This is a genomic window from Paraburkholderia sp. RL17-383-BIF-A (assembly GCF_046028015.1).
GTDB lineage: Bacteria > Pseudomonadota > Gammaproteobacteria > Burkholderiales > Burkholderiaceae > Paraburkholderia.
Window position 1 is genome coordinate 1 of record NZ_JARESR010000016.1, and the last position, 21,394, is coordinate 21,394.

16 protein-coding genes and 4 tRNA genes are annotated in these 21,394 nt (G+C 58.9%); 19 read left to right on the forward strand and 1 reads right to left on the reverse strand.

Annotated features, from left to right (window positions below):
• The first annotated feature begins 96 nt into the window (after positions 1–96).
• From P0D71_RS19095 to rplL, 11 genes are all read left to right on the forward strand, one after another.
• Positions 97–182 (forward strand) — tRNA-Tyr (locus P0D71_RS19095).
• Positions 183–224: 42 nt separating this feature from the next.
• Positions 225–298: transfer RNA gene (locus tag P0D71_RS19100), tRNA-Gly, on the forward strand.
• A gap of 16 nt (positions 299–314) precedes the next feature.
• Positions 315–389 (forward strand) — tRNA-Thr (locus P0D71_RS19105).
• Positions 390–452: 63 nt separating this feature from the next.
• Positions 453–1,643, forward strand: coding sequence for an elongation factor Tu (tuf, locus tag P0D71_RS19110; protein ID WP_007180138.1), 1,191 nt, complete (start codon positions 453–455; stop codon positions 1,641–1,643).
• A 65-nt stretch (positions 1,644–1,708) separates the two neighbouring features.
• Positions 1,709–1,784, forward strand: a tRNA-Trp gene (locus P0D71_RS19115).
• Positions 1,785–1,820: 36 nt separating this feature from the next.
• The gene (secE, locus tag P0D71_RS19120) at positions 1,821–2,201 is read left to right on the forward strand and encodes a preprotein translocase subunit SecE (protein WP_408187767.1); all 381 of its coding nucleotides are present in this window, start codon (positions 1,821–1,823) and stop codon (positions 2,199–2,201) included.
• A 1-nt stretch (position 2,202) separates the two neighbouring features.
• Positions 2,203–2,760, forward strand: coding sequence for a transcription termination/antitermination protein NusG (gene nusG, locus P0D71_RS19125; RefSeq protein ID WP_007180147.1), 558 nt, complete (start codon positions 2,203–2,205; stop codon positions 2,758–2,760).
• Positions 2,761–2,925: 165 nt separating this feature from the next.
• Positions 2,926–3,357, forward strand: coding sequence for a 50S ribosomal protein L11 (rplK, locus tag P0D71_RS19130; RefSeq protein WP_007180146.1), 432 nt, complete (start codon positions 2,926–2,928; stop codon positions 3,355–3,357).
• Entirely contained in the window at positions 3,358–4,056 is a 699-nt protein-coding gene (gene rplA, locus P0D71_RS19135) for a 50S ribosomal protein L1 (RefSeq protein ID WP_007180145.1), read from the forward strand.
• Between the two features lie 302 nt (positions 4,057–4,358).
• Positions 4,359–4,862 carry a 50S ribosomal protein L10 gene (gene rplJ, locus P0D71_RS19140; protein ID WP_008922978.1) on the forward strand — a complete coding sequence of 168 codons (504 nt, stop codon included), beginning with the start codon at positions 4,359–4,361 and terminating at the stop codon, positions 4,860–4,862.
• A gap of 63 nt (positions 4,863–4,925) precedes the next feature.
• Positions 4,926–5,300 carry a 50S ribosomal protein L7/L12 gene (gene rplL, locus P0D71_RS19145; RefSeq protein WP_091798332.1) on the forward strand — a complete coding sequence of 125 codons (375 nt, stop codon included), beginning with the start codon at positions 4,926–4,928 and terminating at the stop codon, positions 5,298–5,300.
• 75 nt (positions 5,301–5,375) lie between these two features.
• Here the strand turns inward: rplL and P0D71_RS19150 are convergent, their stop codons facing one another.
• Positions 5,376–5,546 (reverse strand): hypothetical protein, encoded by a 171-nt coding sequence (locus P0D71_RS19150; protein ID WP_408187768.1) that lies wholly within the window; start codon positions 5,544–5,546, stop codon positions 5,376–5,378.
• A 124-nt stretch (positions 5,547–5,670) separates the two neighbouring features.
• Between P0D71_RS19150 and rpoB the strand changes: the two genes are divergently transcribed.
• The 8 genes from rpoB to rpsJ all read left to right on the forward strand — a co-directional run bounded on the left by rpoB (position 5,671) and on the right by rpsJ (position 21,283).
• The gene (gene rpoB / locus P0D71_RS19155; RefSeq protein ID WP_091798340.1) at positions 5,671–9,777 is read left to right on the forward strand and encodes a DNA-directed RNA polymerase subunit beta; all 4,107 of its coding nucleotides are present in this window, start codon (positions 5,671–5,673) and stop codon (positions 9,775–9,777) included.
• A 21-nt stretch (positions 9,778–9,798) separates the two neighbouring features.
• Complete coding sequence (gene rpoC / locus P0D71_RS19160) at positions 9,799–14,037, forward strand: DNA-directed RNA polymerase subunit beta' (protein WP_091798343.1); 4,239 nt, start codon at positions 9,799–9,801, stop codon at positions 14,035–14,037.
• Between the two features lie 217 nt (positions 14,038–14,254).
• Complete coding sequence (gene recQ / locus P0D71_RS19165; RefSeq protein WP_408481591.1) at positions 14,255–16,102, forward strand: DNA helicase RecQ; 1,848 nt, start codon at positions 14,255–14,257, stop codon at positions 16,100–16,102.
• Positions 16,103–16,324: 222 nt separating this feature from the next.
• The gene (rpsL, locus tag P0D71_RS19170) at positions 16,325–16,705 is read left to right on the forward strand and encodes a 30S ribosomal protein S12 (RefSeq protein ID WP_006998493.1); all 381 of its coding nucleotides are present in this window, start codon (positions 16,325–16,327) and stop codon (positions 16,703–16,705) included.
• A gap of 191 nt (positions 16,706–16,896) precedes the next feature.
• A complete protein-coding gene (gene rpsG, locus P0D71_RS19175; RefSeq protein ID WP_006053291.1) occupies positions 16,897–17,367 on the forward strand; it encodes a 30S ribosomal protein S7 in 471 nt (156 codons plus the stop codon).
• Between the two features lie 134 nt (positions 17,368–17,501).
• Positions 17,502–19,604: an elongation factor G gene (gene fusA / locus P0D71_RS19180; RefSeq protein ID WP_091798348.1), complete on the forward strand. Its 2,103-nt coding sequence runs from the start codon at positions 17,502–17,504 to the stop codon at positions 19,602–19,604.
• Between the two features lie 47 nt (positions 19,605–19,651).
• Positions 19,652–20,842 (forward strand): elongation factor Tu, encoded by a 1,191-nt coding sequence (gene tuf / locus P0D71_RS19185; RefSeq protein ID WP_007180138.1) that lies wholly within the window; start codon positions 19,652–19,654, stop codon positions 20,840–20,842.
• 129 nt (positions 20,843–20,971) lie between these two features.
• Positions 20,972–21,283, forward strand: a complete 312-nt coding sequence (rpsJ, locus tag P0D71_RS19190) for a 30S ribosomal protein S10 (RefSeq protein WP_006998489.1) — start codon at positions 20,972–20,974, stop codon at positions 21,281–21,283.
• Positions 21,284–21,394 lie beyond the last annotated feature (111 nt).

Genomic DNA, 21,394 nt, shown 5'->3' on the forward strand with positions numbered 1-21,394 from the left:
GCTGAAAACACTATATAAGTGAGAACCTTGGGTTTGGAACGGTCAAGCAAGTCTTGACAACAAGCGGTTGTTCCCCCATAATCATCAGTTCTCTGCGGAGGGGTGCCCGAGTGGCTAAAGGGGGCAGACTGTAAATCTGTTGGCTTACGCCTACGTTGGTTCGAATCCAACCTCCTCCACCAGAATGCAAGTTGCAGCAGTTGTTTGGGAATCCATGGATCCTTGCGGGTGTAGCTCAATGGTAGAGCAGAAGCCTTCCAAGCTTACGACGAGGGTTCGATTCCCTTCACCCGCTCCAGCAACACAGAAGTAGCGCCCATGTGGCTCAGTGGTAGAGCACTCCCTTGGTAAGGGAGAGGTCGGCAGTTCGATCCTGCCCATGGGCACCAGAAGTACTCGGTGATTGTTTGCGCCCGGCGCAACGTACGGAAAAATCCTCTTAGGAGTCGAAAATGGCCAAGGGTAAGTTTGAGCGGACCAAGCCGCACGTGAACGTCGGCACGATCGGTCACGTTGACCACGGCAAGACCACGCTGACGGCAGCGATCACGACGGTTCTGACGCAGAAGTTTGGCGGCGAAGCGAAGGCATACGACCAGATCGACGCGGCGCCGGAAGAAAAGGCGCGTGGTATCACGATCAACACGGCACACGTCGAGTACGAAACGGCTAACCGCCACTACGCACACGTCGACTGCCCGGGCCACGCTGACTATGTGAAGAACATGATCACGGGCGCAGCGCAGATGGACGGCGCGATCCTGGTGTGCTCGGCCGCTGACGGCCCGATGCCGCAAACGCGTGAGCACATCCTGCTGGCGCGTCAGGTTGGCGTTCCGTACATCATCGTGTTCCTGAACAAGTGCGACATGGTGGACGACGCTGAGCTGCTGGAGCTGGTCGAGATGGAAGTTCGCGAACTTCTGTCGAAGTACGACTTCCCGGGCGACGAAACGCCGATCATCAAGGGTTCGGCCAAACTGGCGCTGGAAGGCGACAAGGGCGAGCTGGGCGAAGTGGCGATCATGAATCTGGCCGACGCGCTGGACACGTACATCCCGACGCCGGAGCGCGCAGTTGACGGTGCATTCCTGATGCCGGTGGAAGACGTGTTCTCGATCTCGGGTCGCGGCACGGTGGTGACGGGTCGCGTTGAGCGCGGCGTTGTGAAGGTTGGCGAGGAAATCGAAATCGTCGGTATCAAGCCGACGGTGAAGACGACCTGCACGGGCGTGGAAATGTTCCGCAAGCTGCTCGACCAGGGTCAGGCAGGCGACAACGTCGGTATCCTGCTGCGCGGCACGAAGCGTGAAGACGTGGAGCGTGGCCAGGTTCTGGCCAAGCCGGGTTCGATCAACCCGCACACGCACTTCACGGCTGAAGTGTACGTGCTGAGCAAGGATGAAGGCGGTCGTCACACGCCGTTCTTCAACAACTACCGTCCGCAGTTCTACTTCCGTACGACGGACGTGACGGGCTCGATCGAGTTGCCGAAGGACAAGGAAATGGTGATGCCGGGCGACAACGTGTCGATCACGGTGAAGCTGATCAACCCGATCGCGATGGAAGAAGGTCTGCGCTTCGCAATCCGCGAAGGCGGCCGTACGGTTGGCGCAGGTGTGGTTGCCAAGATTCTCGAGTAACGCCAGACAGTTCTCGTTGATCGGTAGTTTCGGGGTTGGCGGTGTCGTCAACCCCAAAATGGTTTAGGGGTATAGCTCAACTGGCAGAGCGTCGGTCTCCAAAACCGAAGGTTGGGGGTTCGATTCCCTCTGCCCCTGCCAACTCTCGCGCCTTATGTGGCGCTTCGTTAAGGTGTTATGGCGAATCCTTCCGTCGAAACTGTAAATACATCCGGCGATAAGCTGATGCTCGTCGCGGGCGTATTGTTAGTCTTGGCCGGGTTCGTGGGGTTCTTCTGGCTTGGTGGCCAGGAATGGTACGTCCGCGGAGCCGCCTTGGCTGTAGGTGCGATCGCGGGTGTTGCAGTCGGTCTTCTCTCCGCGCCTGGCAAGGGTTTCATCGCTTTCGCCAAAGACTCGTATAAGGAAGTCCGTAAGGTTGTTTGGCCTACCCGCAAAGAGGCTACCCAGACAACGCTCGTAGTGTTCGGCTTCGTGTTCGTCATGGCGATCTTTCTCTGGGTTAGCGACAAATCCATTGAATGGGCGATTTTCTCGGTGATTCTGGGTTGGAAATGATATGAGTGATACTCCGGCATCCCCGAGCGGCAAGCGTTGGTACGTCGTGCACGCCTACTCCGGTATGGAGAAGAGCGTGCAGCGTGCGCTTCAGGAGCGTATCGAACGTGCCGGCATGCAAGACCAGTTTGGTCAAATCCTCGTTCCGACTGAAGAAGTGGTCGAGGTAAAAGGTGGTCACAAATCGGTGACCGAGCGTCGTTTCTTTCCGGGCTACGTGTTAGTCGAGATGGAAATGACCGACGAGACGTGGCACCTCGTGAAAAATACGGCGAAGGTGACGGGTTTCGTAGGTGGTGCGCGTAATCGCCCGAGTCCGATCTCTCCGCGCGAAGTCGAGAAGATCATGTCGCAGATGCAGGAGGGCGTGGAGAAGCCACGTCCGAAGACCCTGTTCGAAGTCGGCGAAATGGTGCGAGTGAAGGACGGTCCGTTCACGGACTTCAACGGTAGCGTCGAAGAAGTGAATTACGAAAAGTCGCGCGTCCGTGTTTCCGTTACAATCTTCGGCCGCGCTACGCCGGTCGAACTGGAATTCGGCCAAGTCGAAAAGCTGTAATCCAGAATTCTACGGAGCGCACCAGTCGGTGCGCTCCGTATTTCGCGCTTACGGTCCGCGTAATGGCCGTTGAGGAGCGTCAGTATCCGATTTTCCGGGGAACACGCGCTACTACTCACTGAACAACCGCATGTGCCCATGTGGTGTTCCAAAGAGGTTTTCAACATGGCAAAGAAAATCATCGGCTTTATCAAGCTGCAGATTCCTGCAGGTAAAGCCAATCCGTCGCCGCCGGTCGGTCCGGCACTGGGTCAACGCGGCCTGAACATCATGGAGTTCTGCAAGGCGTTCAACGCGCAGACCCAGGCACTGGAACCGGGTCTTCCGATTCCGGTCGTGATCACCGCGTTCGCGGACAAGAGCTTCACGTTCGTTCTGAAGACGCCGCCGGCAACGGTTCTGATCAAGAAGGCAGCGAAGATCGACAAGGGTTCGAGCAAGCCGCATACCGACAAGGTCGGCAAGATCACCCGCGCTCAAGCTGAAGACATCGCCAAGACCAAGATGCCCGATCTGACGGCAGCTGATCTGGACGCAGCGGTTCGTACGATCGCTGGTAGCGCCCGCTCGATGGGCATCACCGTGGAGGGCGTGTAAATGGCTAAGCTTTCAAAGCGTCTGCAAGCATTTGCAGCCAAGGTTGATCGTCAAAAGCTCTACGCGATTGACGAAGCTCTGTCACTCGTGAAGGAATGCGCAAGCGCGAAGTTCGACGAGTCGATCGACGTCGCAGTGCAACTCGGCATCGACGCGAAGAAGTCGGACCAAGTGGTTCGTGGTTCGGTCGTTCTGCCGGCTGGTACCGGTAAGTCGGTCCGTGTCGCCGTTTTCGCACAAGGCGAAAAGGCTGAACAGGCTCGTGCGGCTGGCGCTGAAGTCGTCGGTATGGAAGACCTGGCCGAACAAGTCAAGGCCGGCAAGCTGGACTTCGACATCGTGATCGCTTCGCCGGACACGATGCGCGTTGTCGGTACGCTCGGTCAGATCCTCGGCCCGCGCGGCCTGATGCCGAACCCGAAGGTCGGTACGGTTACGCCGGACGTCGCGACTGCGGTGAAGAACGCCAAGGCTGGTCAGGTGCAATTCCGTGTCGACAAGGCCGGTATCATCCATGCCACGATCGGCCGTGCTTCCTTCGAGCCGACGGCTCTGCGTAGCAACCTGAACGCTCTCGTCGACGCGCTCCAAAAAGCGAAGCCGGCAACGAGCAAGGGTGTTTATCTGCGCAAGGTTGCACTGTCGAGCACGATGGGCGTCGGCGTTCGCGTCGATCAGGCATCGATCGCAGCGCAGTAATAGAATTCATCGCCTCGGCGAGAGTCGAGGCGGTTTTATGGGCTTTGGGCGGTCGCAAAGTGGCAGTCTGCATTGAGCGACCGGTTGTCAAAGACCGTTGGCGGGCACGCAGCGGGTAGGCGGGTCCTTAATGTAAAGCCAACGCAGATGGCGAACCCGAAAAGGTTTTGTAGTGATGAAGCCGGTCAATGTCCGCAGCAATGCGAATATTGGGCGGTTGAGATACTCCTGACTGGTCGGACGCCGTTATTGAACGCGGTACACAAGGCGCACGCTGCGTGTATCGAATCTGGAGGTTAACCGTGCCACTTAACAAAGAAAGCAAGCAGGCCGTCGTCGCTGAGGTTGCCGCGCAAGTCGCGAAAGCCCAGACCGTGGTTCTGGCTGAGTATCGTGGAATCGCGGTTGGCGATCTGACCAAGCTGCGCGCGAAAGCGCGTGAGCAACAGGTTTACCTTCGCGTGTTGAAAAACACGCTGGCGCGTCGCGCTGTTGAAGGTACCCCGTTTGCTCCGCTGGCAGAGCAGATGACTGGCCCCCTGATCTACGGCATCTCGGAAGATGCAATTGCTGCTGCTAAGGTCGTCAATGACTTCAGCAAGAGCAATGACAAGTTGGTCATCAAGGCTGGTTCCTACGAAGGCAAGGTGATGGACAAGGCTGGCGTGCAAGCGCTGGCGAACATCCCGAGCCGCGAAGAACTGCTCTCCAAGCTGTTGTACGTTATGCAAGCACCTGTTTCCGGCTTTGCGCGCGCTCTGGCCGCGCTGGCAGAAAAGAAACAAGGCGAAGAAACCGCTGCGTAATGCACTTCAGTCGAGCGTGATTGATCGCTGGCTGTATCCGAATTCAATTTAGGAGTATTTCAAATGGCAATCGCAAAAGAAGACATCCTCGAAGCCGTAGGCTCGATGTCGGTTCTGGAACTGAACGAGCTGGTTAAGGCGTTCGAAGAAAAGTTTGGCGTGTCGGCAGCTGCTGTTGCAGTGGCAGGCCCGGCAGGCGGCGGCGCTGCTGCTGCTGCTGAAGAGCAAACCGAATTCACGGTCAACCTGACGGAAGTCGGCGCGAACAAGGTTTCGGTCATTAAGGCTGTTCGTGAACTGACGGGTCTCGGCCTGAAGGAAGCGAAGGACCTGGTCGACGGTGCACCGAAGCCTGTTAAGGAATCGGTACCGAAGGCTGCTGCTGAAGAAGCCAAGAAGAAGCTGGAAGAAGCCGGCGCGAAGGCTGAAATCAAGTAAGTTTCAGCGCGCTGTGCGAAGGCTGGCGGTTTTCCACCGCCGGCCTTTTTGTGCTTTGTGGGGACCACGTTTTTGTCAGCTAATTTCGGCAAAAACTGAAGCCCCAGAAGCCAAAGAAAATCGCCATTCGGCAACATTGACCGGCGATTCTCTTTGTCTTCTGAAGCGACTGCAGAAGGCAAGTTTGGTCGGGTAGCGGGCAACATAGGCATCCGCTGCCGTCAGCCAGCGGTTGGTAGCGGCCAACCACCAAGCTTCTAGGCTCGTTCAAGCCATCGGACGGCCATCGGGTCTCAGTCGGTGAACACTCGGGTTGTCTCATCAAGGTATCCTGCCTCGACAACAATGCCCGCCGTGATTCGGAGATCGTATGCAATATTCCTTCACCGAGAAGAAGCGCATTCGCAAGAGTTTTGCGAAGCGCCCCATCGTTCACCAAGTACCTTTCCTGCTGGCTACCCAGCTTGAATCATTCAGCACGTTTCTGCAAGCAGACACGTCGTCGACGCAACGCAAGCCGGAAGGCCTGCAAGCTGCGTTTACCTCCGTTTTCCCAATTGTTTCGCATAACGGGTTCGCTCGTCTAGAGTTCGTCAGCTACATGCTGTCGCCGCCGGCATTCAACATCAAGGAATGTCAGCAGCGCGGTTTGACGTACTGTTCGGCCCTGCGCGCGAAAGTGCGTCTCGTGCTGCTCGACAAGGAATCGCCGAGCAAACCGGTCGTGAAGGAAGTGAAAGAACAGGAAGTGTACATGGGCGAAATTCCGCTCATGACGCCGACGGGTTCGTTCGTCATCAACGGCACGGAACGTGTGATCGTTTCGCAGTTGCACCGTTCGCCGGGCGTGTTCTTCGAGCACGACAAGGGCAAGACGCACAGCTCGGGCAAGCTCCTGTTTTCGGCACGTATCATTCCTTACCGCGGTTCGTGGCTCGATTTCGAGTTCGACCCGAAGGACGTGCTGTACTTCCGCGTCGACCGTCGCCGCAAGATGCCGGTCACGATCCTGCTGAAGGCAATCGGCCTCACGCCGGAACAGATCCTCGCAAACTTCTTCGTGTTCGACAATTTCACGCTGATGCCGGAAGGCGCACAGATGGAATTCGTGCCGGAGCGTCTGCGTGGTGAAGTCGCGCGTTTCGACATCACGGACCGTGATGGCAACGTGATCGTCCAGAAGGACAAGCGGATCAACGCGAAGCACATTCGCGACCTCGACAACGCCAAGACCAAGTTCATCTCGGTTCCGGAAGACTATTTGCTCGGCCGCGTGCTGGCGAAGAACGTCGTCGACGGCGACACGGGTGAAGTCATCGCTAACGCGAACGACGAAATCACGGAAACCGTGCTCGAGAAGCTGCGCGAGTCGAAGATCAAAGACATCCAGACGCTCTACACGAACGATCTGGATCAAGGTCCGTACATCTCGTCGACGCTGCGTATCGACGAAACCGCGGACAAGATGGCCGCGCGCATCGCGATCTACCGCATGATGCGTCCGGGCGAACCGCCGACCGAAGAAGCGGTCGAGGCGCTGTTCAACCGTCTGTTCTACAGCGAAGACGCATACGACCTGTCCAAGGTGGGTCGTATGAAGTTCAATCGCCGTGTCGGCCGCGACGAAATCGTCGGACCGATGACGCTGCAAGACGACGACATCCTCGCCACGATCAAGATCCTGGTCGAGCTGCGTAACGGCAAGGGCGAAGTGGACGACATCGACCACTTGGGCAATCGTCGTGTGCGTTGCGTCGGCGAACTGGCGGAAAACCAGTTCCGCGCGGGTCTCGTGCGTGTCGAGCGTGCTGTGAAGGAACGCCTCGGCCAGGCCGAAAGCGAAAACCTGATGCCGCACGACCTGATCAACTCGAAGCCGATTTCGTCGGCGATTCGCGAGTTCTTCGGTTCGTCGCAGCTGTCGCAGTTCATGGACCAAACGAACCCGCTGTCGGAAATCACCCACAAGCGCCGTGTTTCGGCACTTGGTCCGGGCGGTTTGACGCGTGAGCGCGCTGGCTTTGAAGTCCGCGACGTGCACCCGACTCACTACGGTCGCGTGTGCCCGATTGAAACGCCGGAAGGTCCGAACATCGGCCTGATCAACTCGCTCGCTCTGTACGCGCACCTGAACGAATACGGCTTCCTCGAAACGCCGTATCGCAAGGTCGTGGACAGCAAGGTGACGGATCAAATCGATTACCTGTCGGCGATCGAAGAAGGCCGTTATGTGATCGCTCAGGCGAACGCGGCCGTGGCGGAAGACGGCTCGCTGACCGACGAACTGGTGTCGTCGCGTGAAGCAGGCGAAACGCTGATGGTCACGCCGGACCGCATCCAGTACATGGACGTGGCGCCGTCGCAGATCGTGTCGGTGGCAGCATCGCTGATTCCGTTCCTCGAGCACGATGACGCGAACCGCGCATTGATGGGTTCGAACATGCAGCGTCAGGCTGTGCCGTGTCTGCGTCCTGAAAAGGCCGTGGTCGGTACGGGTATCGAGCGCACGGTGGCCGTCGACTCGGGTACGACGGTTCAGGCATTCCGCGGCGGCGTGGTCGATTATGTCGACGCAGGCCGTATGGTGATCCGCGTGAACGACGACGAAGCTGTTGCTGGCGACGTCGGCGTGGACATCTACAACCTGATCAAGTACACGCGTTCGAACCAGAACACGAACATCAACCAGCGCCCGATCGTGAAGGTCGGCGACATCGTGTCGCGTGGCGACGTGCTGGCTGACGGCGCATCGACCGACCTCGGCGAACTGGCTCTCGGCCAGAACATGCTGGTCGCGTTCATGCCGTGGAACGGCTACAACTTCGAAGACTCGATTTTGATCTCGGAGAAGGTGGTTGCCGACGACCGTTACACGTCGATCCACATTGAAGAACTGAACGTCGTTGCTCGCGATACGAAGCTCGGACCGGAAGAAATCACGCGCGACATCTCGAACCTGGCTGAAGTGCAACTTGGCCGTCTCGATGAGTCGGGCATCGTCTACATCGGCGCTGAAGTCGAAGCAGGCGACGTGCTGGTCGGCAAGGTCACGCCGAAGGGCGAAACCCAGCTGACGCCGGAAGAAAAGCTGCTGCGCGCGATCTTCGGTGAAAAGGCTTCGGACGTGAAGGACACGTCGCTGCGCGTGCCGTCGGGCATGAGCGGCACCGTGATCGACGTTCAAGTGTTCACGCGTGAAGGCATTCAGCGCGACAAGCGCGCGCAACAGATCATCGACGATGAACTGAAGCGCTATCGCCTCGACCTGAACGACCAGCTGCGTATCGTGGAAGGCGACGCGTTCCAGCGTCTCGCACGTATGCTGACCGGCAAGGTCGCGAACGGCGGTCCGAAGAAGCTCGCGAAGGGCACGAAGATCGAACAGGCTTACCTGGAAGATCTGGATCACTACCATTGGTTCGACATCCGCCTCGCGGACGAAGAAGCAGCGGCACAGCTCGAAGCGATCAAGGACTCGATCGAACAGAAGCGTCACCAGTTCGATCTGGCGTTCGAAGAAAAGCGCAAGAAGCTCACGCAAGGCGACGAATTGCCGCCGGGCGTGTTGAAGATGGTCAAGGTGTATCTGGCAGTCAAGCGCCGCCTGCAGCCTGGCGACAAGATGGCCGGCCGTCACGGTAATAAGGGTGTGGTGTCGAAGATCGTTCCGATCGAAGACATGCCGTACATGGCCGACGGCCGTCCGGCTGACGTCGTTCTGAACCCGCTCGGCGTGCCGTCGCGGATGAACGTGGGTCAGGTTCTCGAAGTGCATCTGGGTTGGGCCGCGAAGGGTCTCGGCTGGCGTATCGGCGAAATGCTGCAGCGTCAGGCGAAGATCGAAGAACTGCGCGAATTCCTGACCAAGATCTACAACGAGTCGGGCCGCGCCGAAGAGCTGGACAGCTTCACGGACGACGAGATCGTCGAACTGGCGAAGAACCTGCGCGAAGGCGTGCCGTTCGCTACGCCGGTGTTCGACGGTGCGACGGAAGAAGAAATGTCGCGCGCGCTGGATCTGGCATTCCCGGACGACATCGCGAAGAACCTCGGCATGACGCCGTCGAAGAACCAGGTGCGTCTGTACGACGGCCGCACGGGCGAAATGTTCGAACGTACGGTGACGGTCGGCTACATGCACTACCTGAAGCTGCACCACTTGGTCGACGACAAGATGCACGCGCGTTCCACGGGCCCGTACTCGCTCGTGACGCAGCAGCCGTTGGGCGGTAAGGCGCAATTCGGTGGCCAGCGTTTCGGTGAAATGGAAGTGTGGGCGCTCGAAGCGTACGGCGCATCGTACGTGCTGCAGGAAATGCTGACGGTGAAGTCGGACGACGTGACAGGCCGGACCAAGGTTTATGAAAACCTGGTCAAGGGCGATCACGTGATCGACGCCGGCATGCCGGAATCCTTCAACGTGTTGGTGAAGGAAATCCGCTCGCTCGGTATCGATATCGACCTCGACCGCAACTAATCGGACTACGGAGAGAAAGCAATGAAAGCTCTGCTCGATCTATTCAAGCAAGTCCAACAGCCTGAAGTTTTTGACGCGATCAAGATCGGTCTGGCTTCGCCGGACAAGATCCGTTCGTGGTCGTTCGGTGAAGTGAAGAAGCCGGAAACCATCAACTACCGGACGTTCAAGCCGGAACGCGATGGTTTGTTCTGCGCGAAGATCTTCGGGCCGATCAAAGACTACGAATGCCTTTGCGGCAAGTACAAGCGCCTGAAGCACCGTGGCGTGATCTGCGAGAAGTGCGGCGTTGAAGTGACGCTGGCGAAAGTGCGTCGCGAACGCATGGGCCACATCGAACTGGCCTCGCCGGTTGCACACATCTGGTTTTTGAAGTCGCTGCCGTCGCGTCTGGGCATGGTGCTCGACATGACGCTGCGCGACATCGAACGCGTGCTGTATTTCGAAGCATATGTGGTGATCGATCCGGGCATGACGCCGCTGAAAGCGCGGCAGATCATGACCGAAGAGGATTACTACAACAAGGTCGAAGAATACGGTGACGAATTCCGTGCCGAGATGGGCGCGGAAGGCGTGCGCGAACTGCTGCGCGCGATCAACATCGACGAACAGGTCGAGATGCTGCGCACCGAACTCAAGAACACGGGTTCGGAAGCGAAGATCAAGAAGTACGCGAAGCGCCTGAAGGTGCTCGAGGCTTTCCAGCGTTCGGGCATCAAGCCTGACTGGATGGTGCTCGAAGTGCTGCCGGTGCTGCCGCCGGAACTGCGTCCGCTGGTGCCGCTGGACGGCGGCCGTTTCGCGACGTCGGACCTGAACGACCTGTATCGCCGCGTGATCAACCGTAACAACCGGTTGAAGCGTCTGCTCGAACTGAAGGCGCCTGAAATCATCGTCCGCAACGAAAAGCGGATGCTGCAGGAAGCCGTCGATTCGCTGCTCGACAACGGTCGTCGCGGTAAGGCCATGACCGGCGCGAACAAGCGTCCGTTGAAGTCGCTCGCTGACATGATCAAGGGTAAGGGCGGTCGTTTCCGTCAGAACTTGCTCGGTAAGCGCGTTGACTACTCAGGCCGTTCGGTGATCGTGGTCGGCCCGACGCTCAAGCTGCATCAGTGCGGTCTGCCGAAGCTGATGGCGCTCGAACTGTTCAAGCCGTTCATCTTCAACAAGCTCGAAGTGATGGGTGTCGCTACCACCATCAAGGCTGCGAAGAAGGAAGTCGAGAACCAGACGCCGGTGGTGTGGGACATTCTCGAAGAAGTCATTCGCGAACATCCGGTCATGCTGAACCGTGCGCCGACGCTGCACCGTCTTGGCATTCAGGCTTTCGAGCCGGTGCTGATCGAAGGTAAGGCAATCCAGCTGCACCCGCTCGTTTGCGCGGCGTTCAACGCCGACTTCGACGGTGACCAGATGGCTGTTCACGTGCCGCTGTCGCTGGAAGCGCAGATGGAAGCGCGCACGCTGATGCTGGCGTCGAACAACGTCCTGTTCCCGGCCAACGGCGATCCGTCGATCGTGCCGTCGCAGGATATCGTGCTCGGTTTGTACTACGCGACCCGTGAAGCCGTGAATGCTAAGGGCGAAGGCCTGACGTTCACCGGCGTTTCGGAAGCGCTGCGTGCCTACGAGAACAAGGAAGTCGAGCTCGCCTCGCGCGTCAACGTGCGGATCACCGAAATGGTCCACAACGAAGACAAGTCGGAAGGTGCGCCGGCGTTCGTGCCGAAGATCACGCTTTACCCGACCACCGTCGGCCGTGCAATCCTGTCGGAAATTCTTCCGCCGGGCCTGCCGTTCTCGGTGCTCAACAAGCCGCTGAAGAAGAAGGAAATCTCGCGCCTGATCAACACCGCGTTCCGCAAATGCGGTCTGCGTGAAACGGTGATTTTCGCCGACCAGTTGATGCAGTCGGGTTTCCGTCTGGCAACGCGCGCTGGTATCTCGATCTGCGTCGACGACATGCTCGTGCCGCCGCAGAAGGAAACCATCGTCGGCGACGCCGCGAAGAAGGTGAAGGAATACGACCGTCAGTACATGTCGGGTCTCGTCACGTCGCAAGAGCGCTACAACAACGTGGTCGACATCTGGTCGGCAACGTCGGAAGCGGTCGGCAAGGCGATGATGGAACAGCTGTCGACGGAGCCGGTCACGGATCGCGACGGCAACGAAACGCGTCAGGAATCGTTCAACTCGATTTACATGATGGCGGACTCGGGTGCTCGTGGTTCCGCGGTTCAGATTCGTCAGCTGGCCGGTATGCGTGGCCTGATGGCGAAGCCGGACGGCTCGATCATCGAGACGCCGATTACGGCGAACTTCCGTGAAGGCCTGAACGTGTTGCAGTACTTCATCTCGACCCACGGCGCACGTAAGGGTCTGGCTGATACGGCACTGAAGACGGCAAACTCGGGTTACCTGACGCGTCGTCTGGTCGACGTGACGCAGGATCTGGTGGTGGTCGAGGACGATTGCGGTACGTCCAACGGCGTCGCCATGAAGGCGTTGGTCGAAGGCGGTGAAGTCGTCGAAGCGCTGCGTGACCGTATTCTCGGTCGCGTGACGGTGGCTGACGTCGTCAATCCGGAATCGCAGGAAACGCTGTACGAAACGGGCACGCTGCTCGACGAAGACGCGGTCGAAGAAATCGAACGCCTCGGCATCGACGAAGTGCGCGTGCGTACGCCGCTGACTTGCGAAACGCGTTACGGTCTGTGCGCAGCCTGCTACGGCCGCGACCTGGGCCGCGGCTCGTCGGTCAATGTCGGCGAAGCAGTTGGCGTGATCGCTGCGCAGTCGATCGGCGAACCGGGCACGCAGCTCACGATGCGTACGTTCCACATCGGTGGTGCGGCATCGCGTGCGGCGGTTGCTTCGTCGGTTGAAGCGAAGTCGAACGGTACGGTGCGTTTCACGGCAACCATGCGTTACGTCACCAACGCGAAGGGCGAGCAGATCGTCATCTCGCGTTCGGGCGAAGCGATGATCACCGACGACCACGGTCGCGAGCGCGAACGTCACAAGGTGCCGTACGGCGCGACGCTGTTGCAACTGGACGGTGCGCAGATCAAGGCCGGCACGCAACTGGCAACGTGGGATCCGATGACGCGTCCGATCATCACCGAGTGGGGCGGTACGGTGAAGTTCGAAAACGTCGAAGAAGGCGTGACGGTTGCCAAGCAGATCGACGATGTGACGGGTCTGTCCACGCTGGTCGTGATCGACGTGAAGCGTCGTGGTTCGCAAGCTTCGAAGACGGTGCGTCCGCAGGTCAAGCTGCTCGACGCGAACGGCGAAGAAGTCAAGATCCCGAACACCGAGCACTCGGTGCAGATCGGCTTCCAGGTCGGCGCTCTGATCACCGTGAAGGATGGTCAGCAAGTGCAGGTCGGTGAAGTGCTGGCACGTATCCCGGTTGAATCGCAGAAGACGCGTGACATTACCGGTGGTCTGCCGCGTGTGGCTGAACTGTTCGAAGCACGTTCGCCTAAGGACGCGGGTATCCTGGCGGAAGTCACGGGTACGACGTCGTTCGGTAAGGACACGAAGGGCAAGCAGCGTCTCGTTATCACGGACCTCGAAGGCAACCAGCACGAGTTCCTGATCGCGAAGGAAAAGCAGGTTCTGGTGCACGATGGTCAGGTCGTCAACAAGGGCGAAATGATTGTCGACGGTCCTGCCGATCCGCACGACATCTTGCGTCTGCAAGGTATCGAAGCGCTGTCGCGTTACATCGTGGACGAAGTGCAGGACGTGTACCGTCTGCAAGGCGTGAAGATCAACGACAAGCACATTGAAGTGATTGTTCGTCAGATGCTGCGCCGCGTGCAGATTACGGACAACGGCGATACGCGTTTCATCCCGGGCGAACAGGTCGAGCGGTCGGATATGCTCGATGAGAACGACCGTATGATCGCGGAAGACAAGCGTCCGGCAACGTACGAAAACGTGCTGCTCGGTATCACGAAGGCCTCGTTGTCGACCGATTCGTTCATCTCGGCGGCGTCGTTCCAGGAAACGACCCGCGTGCTGACCGAAGCGGCGATCATGGGCAAGCGCGACGACCTGCGTGGTCTGAAGGAAAACGTGATCGTCGGCCGTCTGATTCCGGCCGGTACGGGTCTCGCGTTCCACAAGGCACGTAAGAGCAAGGAACTGTCCGACCGCGAGCGTTTCGATCAGATCGCAGCGGAAGAGTCGTTCGAGTTCGGTACGCCGGAAACCCCGGCCGCCGAACAGCAGCACTCAGGCGAGTAAGCTCAGGTCAGTAGGTCCAGGCGGTGCAAGCCGCTTGGAGCTCTAGCCAGCGAAGCCGCTCAGTTTCGACTGAGCGGCTTTTTTTATGCGCTTTCTTTTTGTGCGCTTGCCCATGCTTTGTTAGCCCGAATGGCTAACGTTGCAGTAAAGCGCGGGCGCAGCACGAATGCGTTGGTAAAATTCGTGTCACCGGCATCACGCTGCTTCTCTCAAATTCATGTCCCGTCCGCTCGAAATCCTCAACGAAGTCTTCGGTTACCCCGCGTTCAGAGGACAGCAGGGCGAAATTGTCGAGCACGTCGCCGGCGGCGGCGATTGCCTCGTGCTGATGCCGACGGGCGGCGGCAAGTCGCTCTGCTATCAGATTCCGTCGCTGGTGCGCCGTGAAGGCGGGTTCGGAACCGGCATCGTCGTTTCTCCGCTGATCGCGCTGATGCAGGATCAGGTGGCCGCGCTTACGGAAGTGGGTGTGCGGGCGGCGTATCTGAATTCGACGCTGTCGAGCGCAGAGGCGATGGCGACTGAGCGCGCGTTGCGCGACGGTGAGATCGACCTGCTTTACGTGGCGCCGGAGCGTTTGATGACGCCCCGTTTCCAGGAGCTACTGGAGCGTACGCGCATCGGGTTGTTCGCCATCGACGAAGCGCATTGCGTGTCGCAATGGGGGCACGATTTCCGGCCGGAATACATCCAGTTGTCGGTGTTGCACGAGCGGTTTCCTGACGTGCCGCGAATCGCACTCACGGCGACGGCGGATGCCATCACGCGGGACGAGATCATCCACCGTCTCGCCTTGGATGACGCACGTATTTTCGTGTCGAGCTTCGACCGGCCGAACATCCGCTATCGAATTGTCGAAAAGGACAACGCGCGTACGCAGTTGCTGGACTTCATCCGCGCGGAGCATTCGAAGCCGGACGGCACGACTGACGCCGGCGTCGTCTATTGCCTCTCGCGTCGCAAGGTCGAAGAGACTGCGGAGTGGTTGAAAGAAAAAGGGATGCGCGCGCTGCCGTATCACGCCGGCATGGAGTTTGAAATCCGCCAGAAGCATCAGGAGATGTTTCAGCGTGAAGAAGGAATCGTGATGTGCGCGACGATCGCGTTCGGCATGGGCATCGACAAGCCGGACGTGCGCTTCGTGGCTCACCTGGACTTGCCGAAGAGCGTCGAAGGCTACTACCAGGAAACCGGTCGCGCGGGGCGCGACGGCATGCCGGCGAACGCATGGATGGCCTACGGTCTCGGCGACGTCGTCCAGCAGCGCAAAATGATCGACGAATCCGACGCCGACGACGCACACAAGCGCGTGCAAACAGGCAAGCTGGACGCGCTGCTCGGTCTGTGTGAAGCGGCGACATGCCGGCGAGTGCGACTTCTCGCGTATTTCGGCGAGTCGAGCAAGCCATGCGGCAACTGTGACAACTGTCTTGAGCCACCGGCTACATGGGATGCGACGCGGGAGGCGCAGATGGCGCTCTCGTGCGTGTTCCGTGCTCAGCGGGCGAGCGGTTTTCATTTCGGCGCCGGCCATCTGATCGATATTCTGCGCGGCAACAGCAGCGAAAAAATCCTTCAGCGAGGCCACGAGAAGCTGACCACGTTCGGTATCGGTTCGGCGCTCGGCGAACCAGAGTGGCGCGCGGTGTTTCGCCAGCTTGTCGCGTTCGGCTATCTGACCGTCGACCACGAGGGATTCGGCTCGCTGGTTCTAACCGAGGCAAGCAAACCGGTGCTCAAGGGCGAGCAGAACGTCACGATGCGCCGCTACGTCAAGCCGACGCGTACCCGTCAATCGTCCGGGCGCACCAGTGAGCGCGCCGACCCGACAATCGGCATGGGCCCGCGCGAACGTGCGCGCTGGGAACGGCTGCGTGCGTGGCGCACCGAAACGGCGAAGAGCGACGGCGTGCCGGCGTACGTGATCTTCCACGACGCGACTTTGGCTGAAATCGCCCGTAACGGCCCCGACTCCATCGAAGATTTGCGCGGCATTCCGGGTATGGGTGCGCGCAAACTCGACCGTTTCGGCGACGAGTTGCTAGAAGTCGTTGCCGCTGACTGAGCGCTCAGCGAGCGCCTGGGCAGGTCCGCAGGGGTGCGAAACGTCGCAACCTGTTGACTCCCTTAGTATTTTCGGAATATTATGCTAGGTTCCGGTTCTTGGAATGCCTGCGCGCGAAGTCAAATCATGCGCTGGCGGACGGGTCCGGAAGTTCGATGCGCAATCGTTTCTGCTTTGCCCGGAAACAGATGCGTCGATTTTGTTCAATTTCAGGAATAAACAATGCCAACCATCAATCAACTGGTTCGCAAAGGCCGCGCGTCGGAAACGACGAAGAGCAAGAGCCCGGCTTTGCAGGACTGCCCCCAGCGTCGCGGCGTGTGCACCCGTGTGTACACCACGACGCCGAAGAAGCCTAACTCGGCACTGCGTAAGGTTGCCAAGGTTCGTCTGACGAACGGCTTCGAAGTCATTTCGTACATCGGTGGTGAAGGCCACAACCTGCAGGAACACTCGGTCGTGCTGATTCGCGGCGGCCGTGTGAAGGACTTGCCGGGTGTGCGTTACCACATGGTTCGCGGCTCGCTGGATACCCAGGGCGTCAAGGATCGTAAGCAGGCTCGCTCGAAGTACGGTGCGAAGCGTGCCAAAGCTGGTAAATAAGCTGGCAAGTAATTAGCCGGTCAGTAGTTTCAGGTCGCCTGCATAGGCGGTAATAGCGGTGGTGCCGGAATCGCCGGTGCTGTCGAGTAAGTGGTCACCCGACCAGGCTGGTAAGTCGTCAGAGATGAATCGGGTTAGTTGGTGGCCGCGGGGCTAAAAATAGCTCCAACTGAAAAGTTAAAGGAAGAAACATGCCGCGTCGTCGCGAAGTCCCCAAGCGGGAAGTGTTGCCGGATCCGAAGTTCGGTAACGTTGATGTAGCTAAGTTCATGAACGTGCTGATGCTCTCCGGCAAGAAGTCGGTTGCCGAGCGTATCGTGTACGGCGCTTTCGAACAGATCCAGACCAAGGGTGGCAAGGACCCGCTGGAAGTGTTCACGGTAGCGCTCAACAACGTTAAGCCGGTGGTCGAAGTGAAGAGCCGCCGCGTTGGTGGTGCGAACTATCAGGTTCCGGTCGAAGTGCGCCCGTCGCGTCGTATGGCATTGGCGATGCGTTGGCTGCGTGAAGCCGCGAAGAAGCGCAGCGAGAAGTCGATGGCCCTGCGTCTGGCAGGTGAACTCTCCGAAGCGGCCGAAGGCCGTGGCGGCGCAATGAAGAAGCGCGACGAAGTTCACCGGATGGCAGAAGCCAACAAGGCGTTCTCGCACTTCCGTTTCTAAGCTTCCCGAACCCGGGATTAGCAGAAAAAACGGAAAGAAATTCCGGGCGGGTGCGCTTACAAAGCGCCTCGCCCGTTTGTGTTACAGCGCGATGGGTATTTTCTCGCATCGCGTCATCCCAATAGAGGATCAAAGTGGCTCGCAAGACACCTATCGAGCGCTACCGTAACATCGGTATTAGCGCTCACATCGACGCCGGCAAAACGACGACGACCGAGCGCATCCTGTTCTACACCGGCGTGAACCACAAGATTGGTGAAGTTCACGACGGCGCTGCCACCATGGACTGGATGGAGCAGGAGCAGGAACGCGGCATCACGATCACGTCCGCTGCTACCACGGCGTTCTGGAAAGGCATGGCCGGCGACCGCGCTGAGCACCGCATCAACATCATCGACACCCCGGGCCACGTTGACTTCACGATTGAAGTTGAGCGCTCGATGCGCGTGCTCGACGGCGCGTGCATGGTTTACTGTGCTGTGGGTGGCGTTCAGCCCCAGTCGGAAACCGTGTGGCGTCAGGCTAATAAGTACAAGGTTCCCCGTCTCGCGTTCATCAACAAGATGGACCGCACCGGCGCGAACTTCTTCAAGGTTTACGACCAGCTCAAGCTGCGTCTGAAGGCGAACCCGGTTCCGGTCGTGGTGCCTATCGGCGCGGAAGAGAACTTCACGGGCGTCGTCGATCTGCTGAAGATGAAAGCGATCATTTGGGACGAAGCGTCCCAAGGCACGAAGTTCTCGTACGAAGAAATTCCGGCGGAACTGGCTGACTCGTGCACGGAATGGCGCGAGAAAATGGTCGAAGCGGCTGCCGAGTCGAGCGAAGAATTGATGAACAAGTACCTGGAAGAGGGCGAGCTCTCTGAAGCGGAAATCATCAAGGGTCTGCGCGACCGTACGATCGCTTGCGAAATCCAGCCGATGCTGTGCGGCACCGCGTTCAAGAACAAGGGCGTGCAACGCATGCTGGACGCCGTGCTCGACTTCCTGCCTTCGCCGATCGACATCCCGCCGGTTACCGGCGAGCTGGAAAACGGTGAAAAGGGCGAGCGCCGCGCTGCCGACGACGAAAAGTTCTCGGCACTGGCGTTCAAGATCATGACCGACCCGTTCGTCGGCCAGCTGATCTTCTTCCGCGTGTACTCGGGCGTCGTGAATTCCGGCGACACCGTGCTGAACGCGACCAAAGACAAGAAGGAACGTTTGGGTCGTATTCTGCAGATGCACGCGAACCAGCGCGAAGAAATCAAGGAAGTCCGCGCAGGCGACATCGCAGCAGCAGTCGGCCTGAAAGACGCGACGACCGGCGACACGCTGTGCGATCCGCAAAGCCCGATCGTGCTCGAACGCATGATTTTCCCGGAGCCGGTGATTTCGCAGGCTGTTGAGCCGAAGACGAAGCCTGACCAGGAAAAGATGGGTCTGGCGCTGAACCGTCTGGCACAAGAAGATCCGTCGTTCCGCGTTCAAACGGACGAAGAATCGGGCCAAACCATTATTTCGGGCATGGGCGAGCTCCACCTGGAAATTCTGGTTGACCGTATGAAGCGCGAATTCGGCGTGGAAGCGACTGTCGGCAAGCCGCAAGTTGCTTACCGCGAAACGATTCGCGGTAAGGCGGAAGACGTTGACGGCAAGTTCGTCAAGCAGTCGGGTGGTCGTGGCCAGTATGGTCACGCGGTCATCACGCTCGAGCCGAATGAGCAAGGCAAGGGCTACGAGTTCCTCGACGAGATCAAGGGCGGTGTGATTCCGCGCGAATACATCCCGGCGGTGGACAAGGGTATCCAGGAAACGCTGAAGGCAGGCGTGCTGGCAGGCTTCCCGGTCGTCGACGTCAAGGTTCACCTGACGTTCGGTTCGTACCACGACGTTGACTCGAACGAAAATGCGTTCCGCATGGCCGGCTCGATGGCGTTCAAGGAAGCAATGCGCAAGGCTCAACCGGTCATCCTCGAACCGATGATGGCTGTGGAAGTCGAAACGCCTGAAGATTACATGGGCAACGTGATGGGCGACCTGTCGGGTCGTCGCGGCATCGTGCAGGGCATGGACGACATGGTTGGCGGCGGCAAGATCGTTCGCGCCGAAGTCCCGCTGTCGGAAATGTTCGGCTACTCGACGTCGCTGCGTTCGCTGACCCAAGGTCGTGCAACGTACACGATGGAGTTCAAGCACTACTCCGAAGCACCGCGTAACGTGTCCGAAGCGATCATCAACGCGAAGTCGAAGTAATCGCGCGGCAAGTCATTCAACGATTAACTTTTTGAAAGAAGAGAAACATGGCTAAAGGTAAATTCGAACGGACCAAGCCGCACGTGAACGTCGGCACGATCGGTCACGTTGACCACGGCAAGACCACGCTGACGGCAGCGATCACGACGGTTCTGACGCAGAAGTTTGGCGGCGAAGCGAAGGCATACGACCAGATCGACGCGGCGCCGGAAGAAAAGGCACGTGGTATCACGATCAACACGGCACACGTCGAGTACGAAACGGCTAACCGCCACTACGCACACGTCGACTGCCCGGGCCACGCTGACTATGTGAAGAACATGATCACGGGCGCAGCGCAGATGGACGGCGCGATCCTGGTGTGCTCGGCCGCTGACGGCCCGATGCCGCAAACGCGTGAGCACATCCTGCTGGCGCGTCAGGTTGGCGTTCCGTACATCATCGTGTTCCTGAACAAGTGCGACATGGTGGACGACGCTGAGCTGCTGGAGCTGGTCGAGATGGAAGTTCGCGAACTTCTGTCGAAGTACGACTTCCCGGGCGACGAAACGCCGATCATCAAGGGTTCGGCCAAACTGGCGCTGGAAGGCGACAAGGGCGAGCTGGGCGAAGTGGCGATCATGAATCTGGCCGACGCGCTGGACACGTACATCCCGACGCCGGAGCGCGCAGTTGACGGTGCATTCCTGATGCCGGTGGAAGACGTGTTCTCGATCTCGGGTCGCGGCACGGTGGTGACGGGTCGCGTTGAGCGCGGCGTTGTGAAGGTTGGCGAGGAAATCGAAATCGTCGGTATCAAGCCGACGGTGAAGACGACCTGCACGGGCGTGGAAATGTTCCGCAAGCTGCTCGACCAGGGTCAGGCAGGCGACAACGTCGGTATCCTGCTGCGCGGCACGAAGCGTGAAGACGTGGAGCGTGGCCAGGTTCTGGCCAAGCCGGGTTCGATCAACCCGCACACGCACTTCACGGCTGAAGTGTACGTGCTGAGCAAGGATGAAGGCGGTCGTCACACGCCGTTCTTCAACAACTACCGTCCGCAGTTCTACTTCCGTACGACGGACGTGACGGGCTCGATCGAGTTGCCGAAGGACAAGGAAATGGTGATGCCGGGCGACAACGTGTCGATCACGGTGAAGCTGATCAACCCGATCGCGATGGAAGAAGGTCTGCGCTTCGCAATCCGCGAAGGCGGCCGTACGGTTGGCGCAGGTGTGGTTGCCAAGATTCTCGAGTAAAATCGCAGATTGACGTATTTGCTGTAAGTGGTGCCCGGAGCCGGGCGCCCGCCCTCAGCGGGCATCCGGCTCTACGTTCTTTTACTGTCTGGCGGTGCAATATCGCCTCGCTCTTTCCAAGGAATTGTCATGCAGAACCAGAAAATCCGTATTCGCCTGAAGGCTTTCGACTATCGCCTGATCGATCAATCGGCTGCTGAAATCGTCGACACGGCAAAGCGGACTGGCGCAATCGTTCGTGGTCCGGTTCCCCTGCCGACCCGTATTCAACGCTTCGACATCCTGCGTTCGCCGCACGTCAACAAGACGTCGCGCGACCAGCTCGAAATCCGTACGCACCAACGTCTGATGGACATCGTCGATCCGACGGATAAGACCGTTGACGCATTGATGAAGCTGGACCTGCCGGCTGGCGTGGACGTGGAAATCAAGCTGCAATAAGGCTTCAAAGCGTTGCCTGGCGTACCTGGCAACGCTAAGTCATTGATTGCTTGCGGAAAACGAGAGGCCTCGCTATAATAGTGGGCTTTTCGCGCATTTGCGCAAAAAAGT

Bases quoted from the DNA above. Each gene is read 5' to 3' on its own strand.
- tuf (WP_007180138.1), top strand. From the start codon at position 453: ATGGCCAAGGGTAAGTTTGAGCGGACCAAGCCGCACGTGAACGTCGGC.
- secE (WP_408187767.1), top strand. From the start codon at position 1,821: ATGGCGAATCCTTCCGTCGAAACTGTAAATACATCCGGCGATAAGCTG.
- nusG (WP_007180147.1), top strand. From the start codon at position 2,203: ATGAGTGATACTCCGGCATCCCCGAGCGGCAAGCGTTGGTACGTCGTG.
- rplK (WP_007180146.1), top strand. From the start codon at position 2,926: ATGGCAAAGAAAATCATCGGCTTTATCAAGCTGCAGATTCCTGCAGGT.
- rplA (WP_007180145.1), top strand. From the start codon at position 3,358: ATGGCTAAGCTTTCAAAGCGTCTGCAAGCATTTGCAGCCAAGGTTGAT.
- rplL (WP_091798332.1), top strand. From the start codon at position 4,926: ATGGCAATCGCAAAAGAAGACATCCTCGAAGCCGTAGGCTCGATGTCG.
- rpoB (WP_091798340.1), top strand. From the start codon at position 5,671: ATGCAATATTCCTTCACCGAGAAGAAGCGCATTCGCAAGAGTTTTGCG.
- rpoC (WP_091798343.1), top strand. From the start codon at position 9,799: ATGAAAGCTCTGCTCGATCTATTCAAGCAAGTCCAACAGCCTGAAGTT.
- recQ (WP_408481591.1), top strand. From the start codon at position 14,255: ATGTCCCGTCCGCTCGAAATCCTCAACGAAGTCTTCGGTTACCCCGCG.
- rpsL (WP_006998493.1), top strand. From the start codon at position 16,325: ATGCCAACCATCAATCAACTGGTTCGCAAAGGCCGCGCGTCGGAAACG.
- rpsG (WP_006053291.1), top strand. From the start codon at position 16,897: ATGCCGCGTCGTCGCGAAGTCCCCAAGCGGGAAGTGTTGCCGGATCCG.
- tuf (WP_007180138.1), top strand. From the start codon at position 19,652: ATGGCTAAAGGTAAATTCGAACGGACCAAGCCGCACGTGAACGTCGGC.
- rpsJ (WP_006998489.1), top strand. From the start codon at position 20,972: ATGCAGAACCAGAAAATCCGTATTCGCCTGAAGGCTTTCGACTATCGC.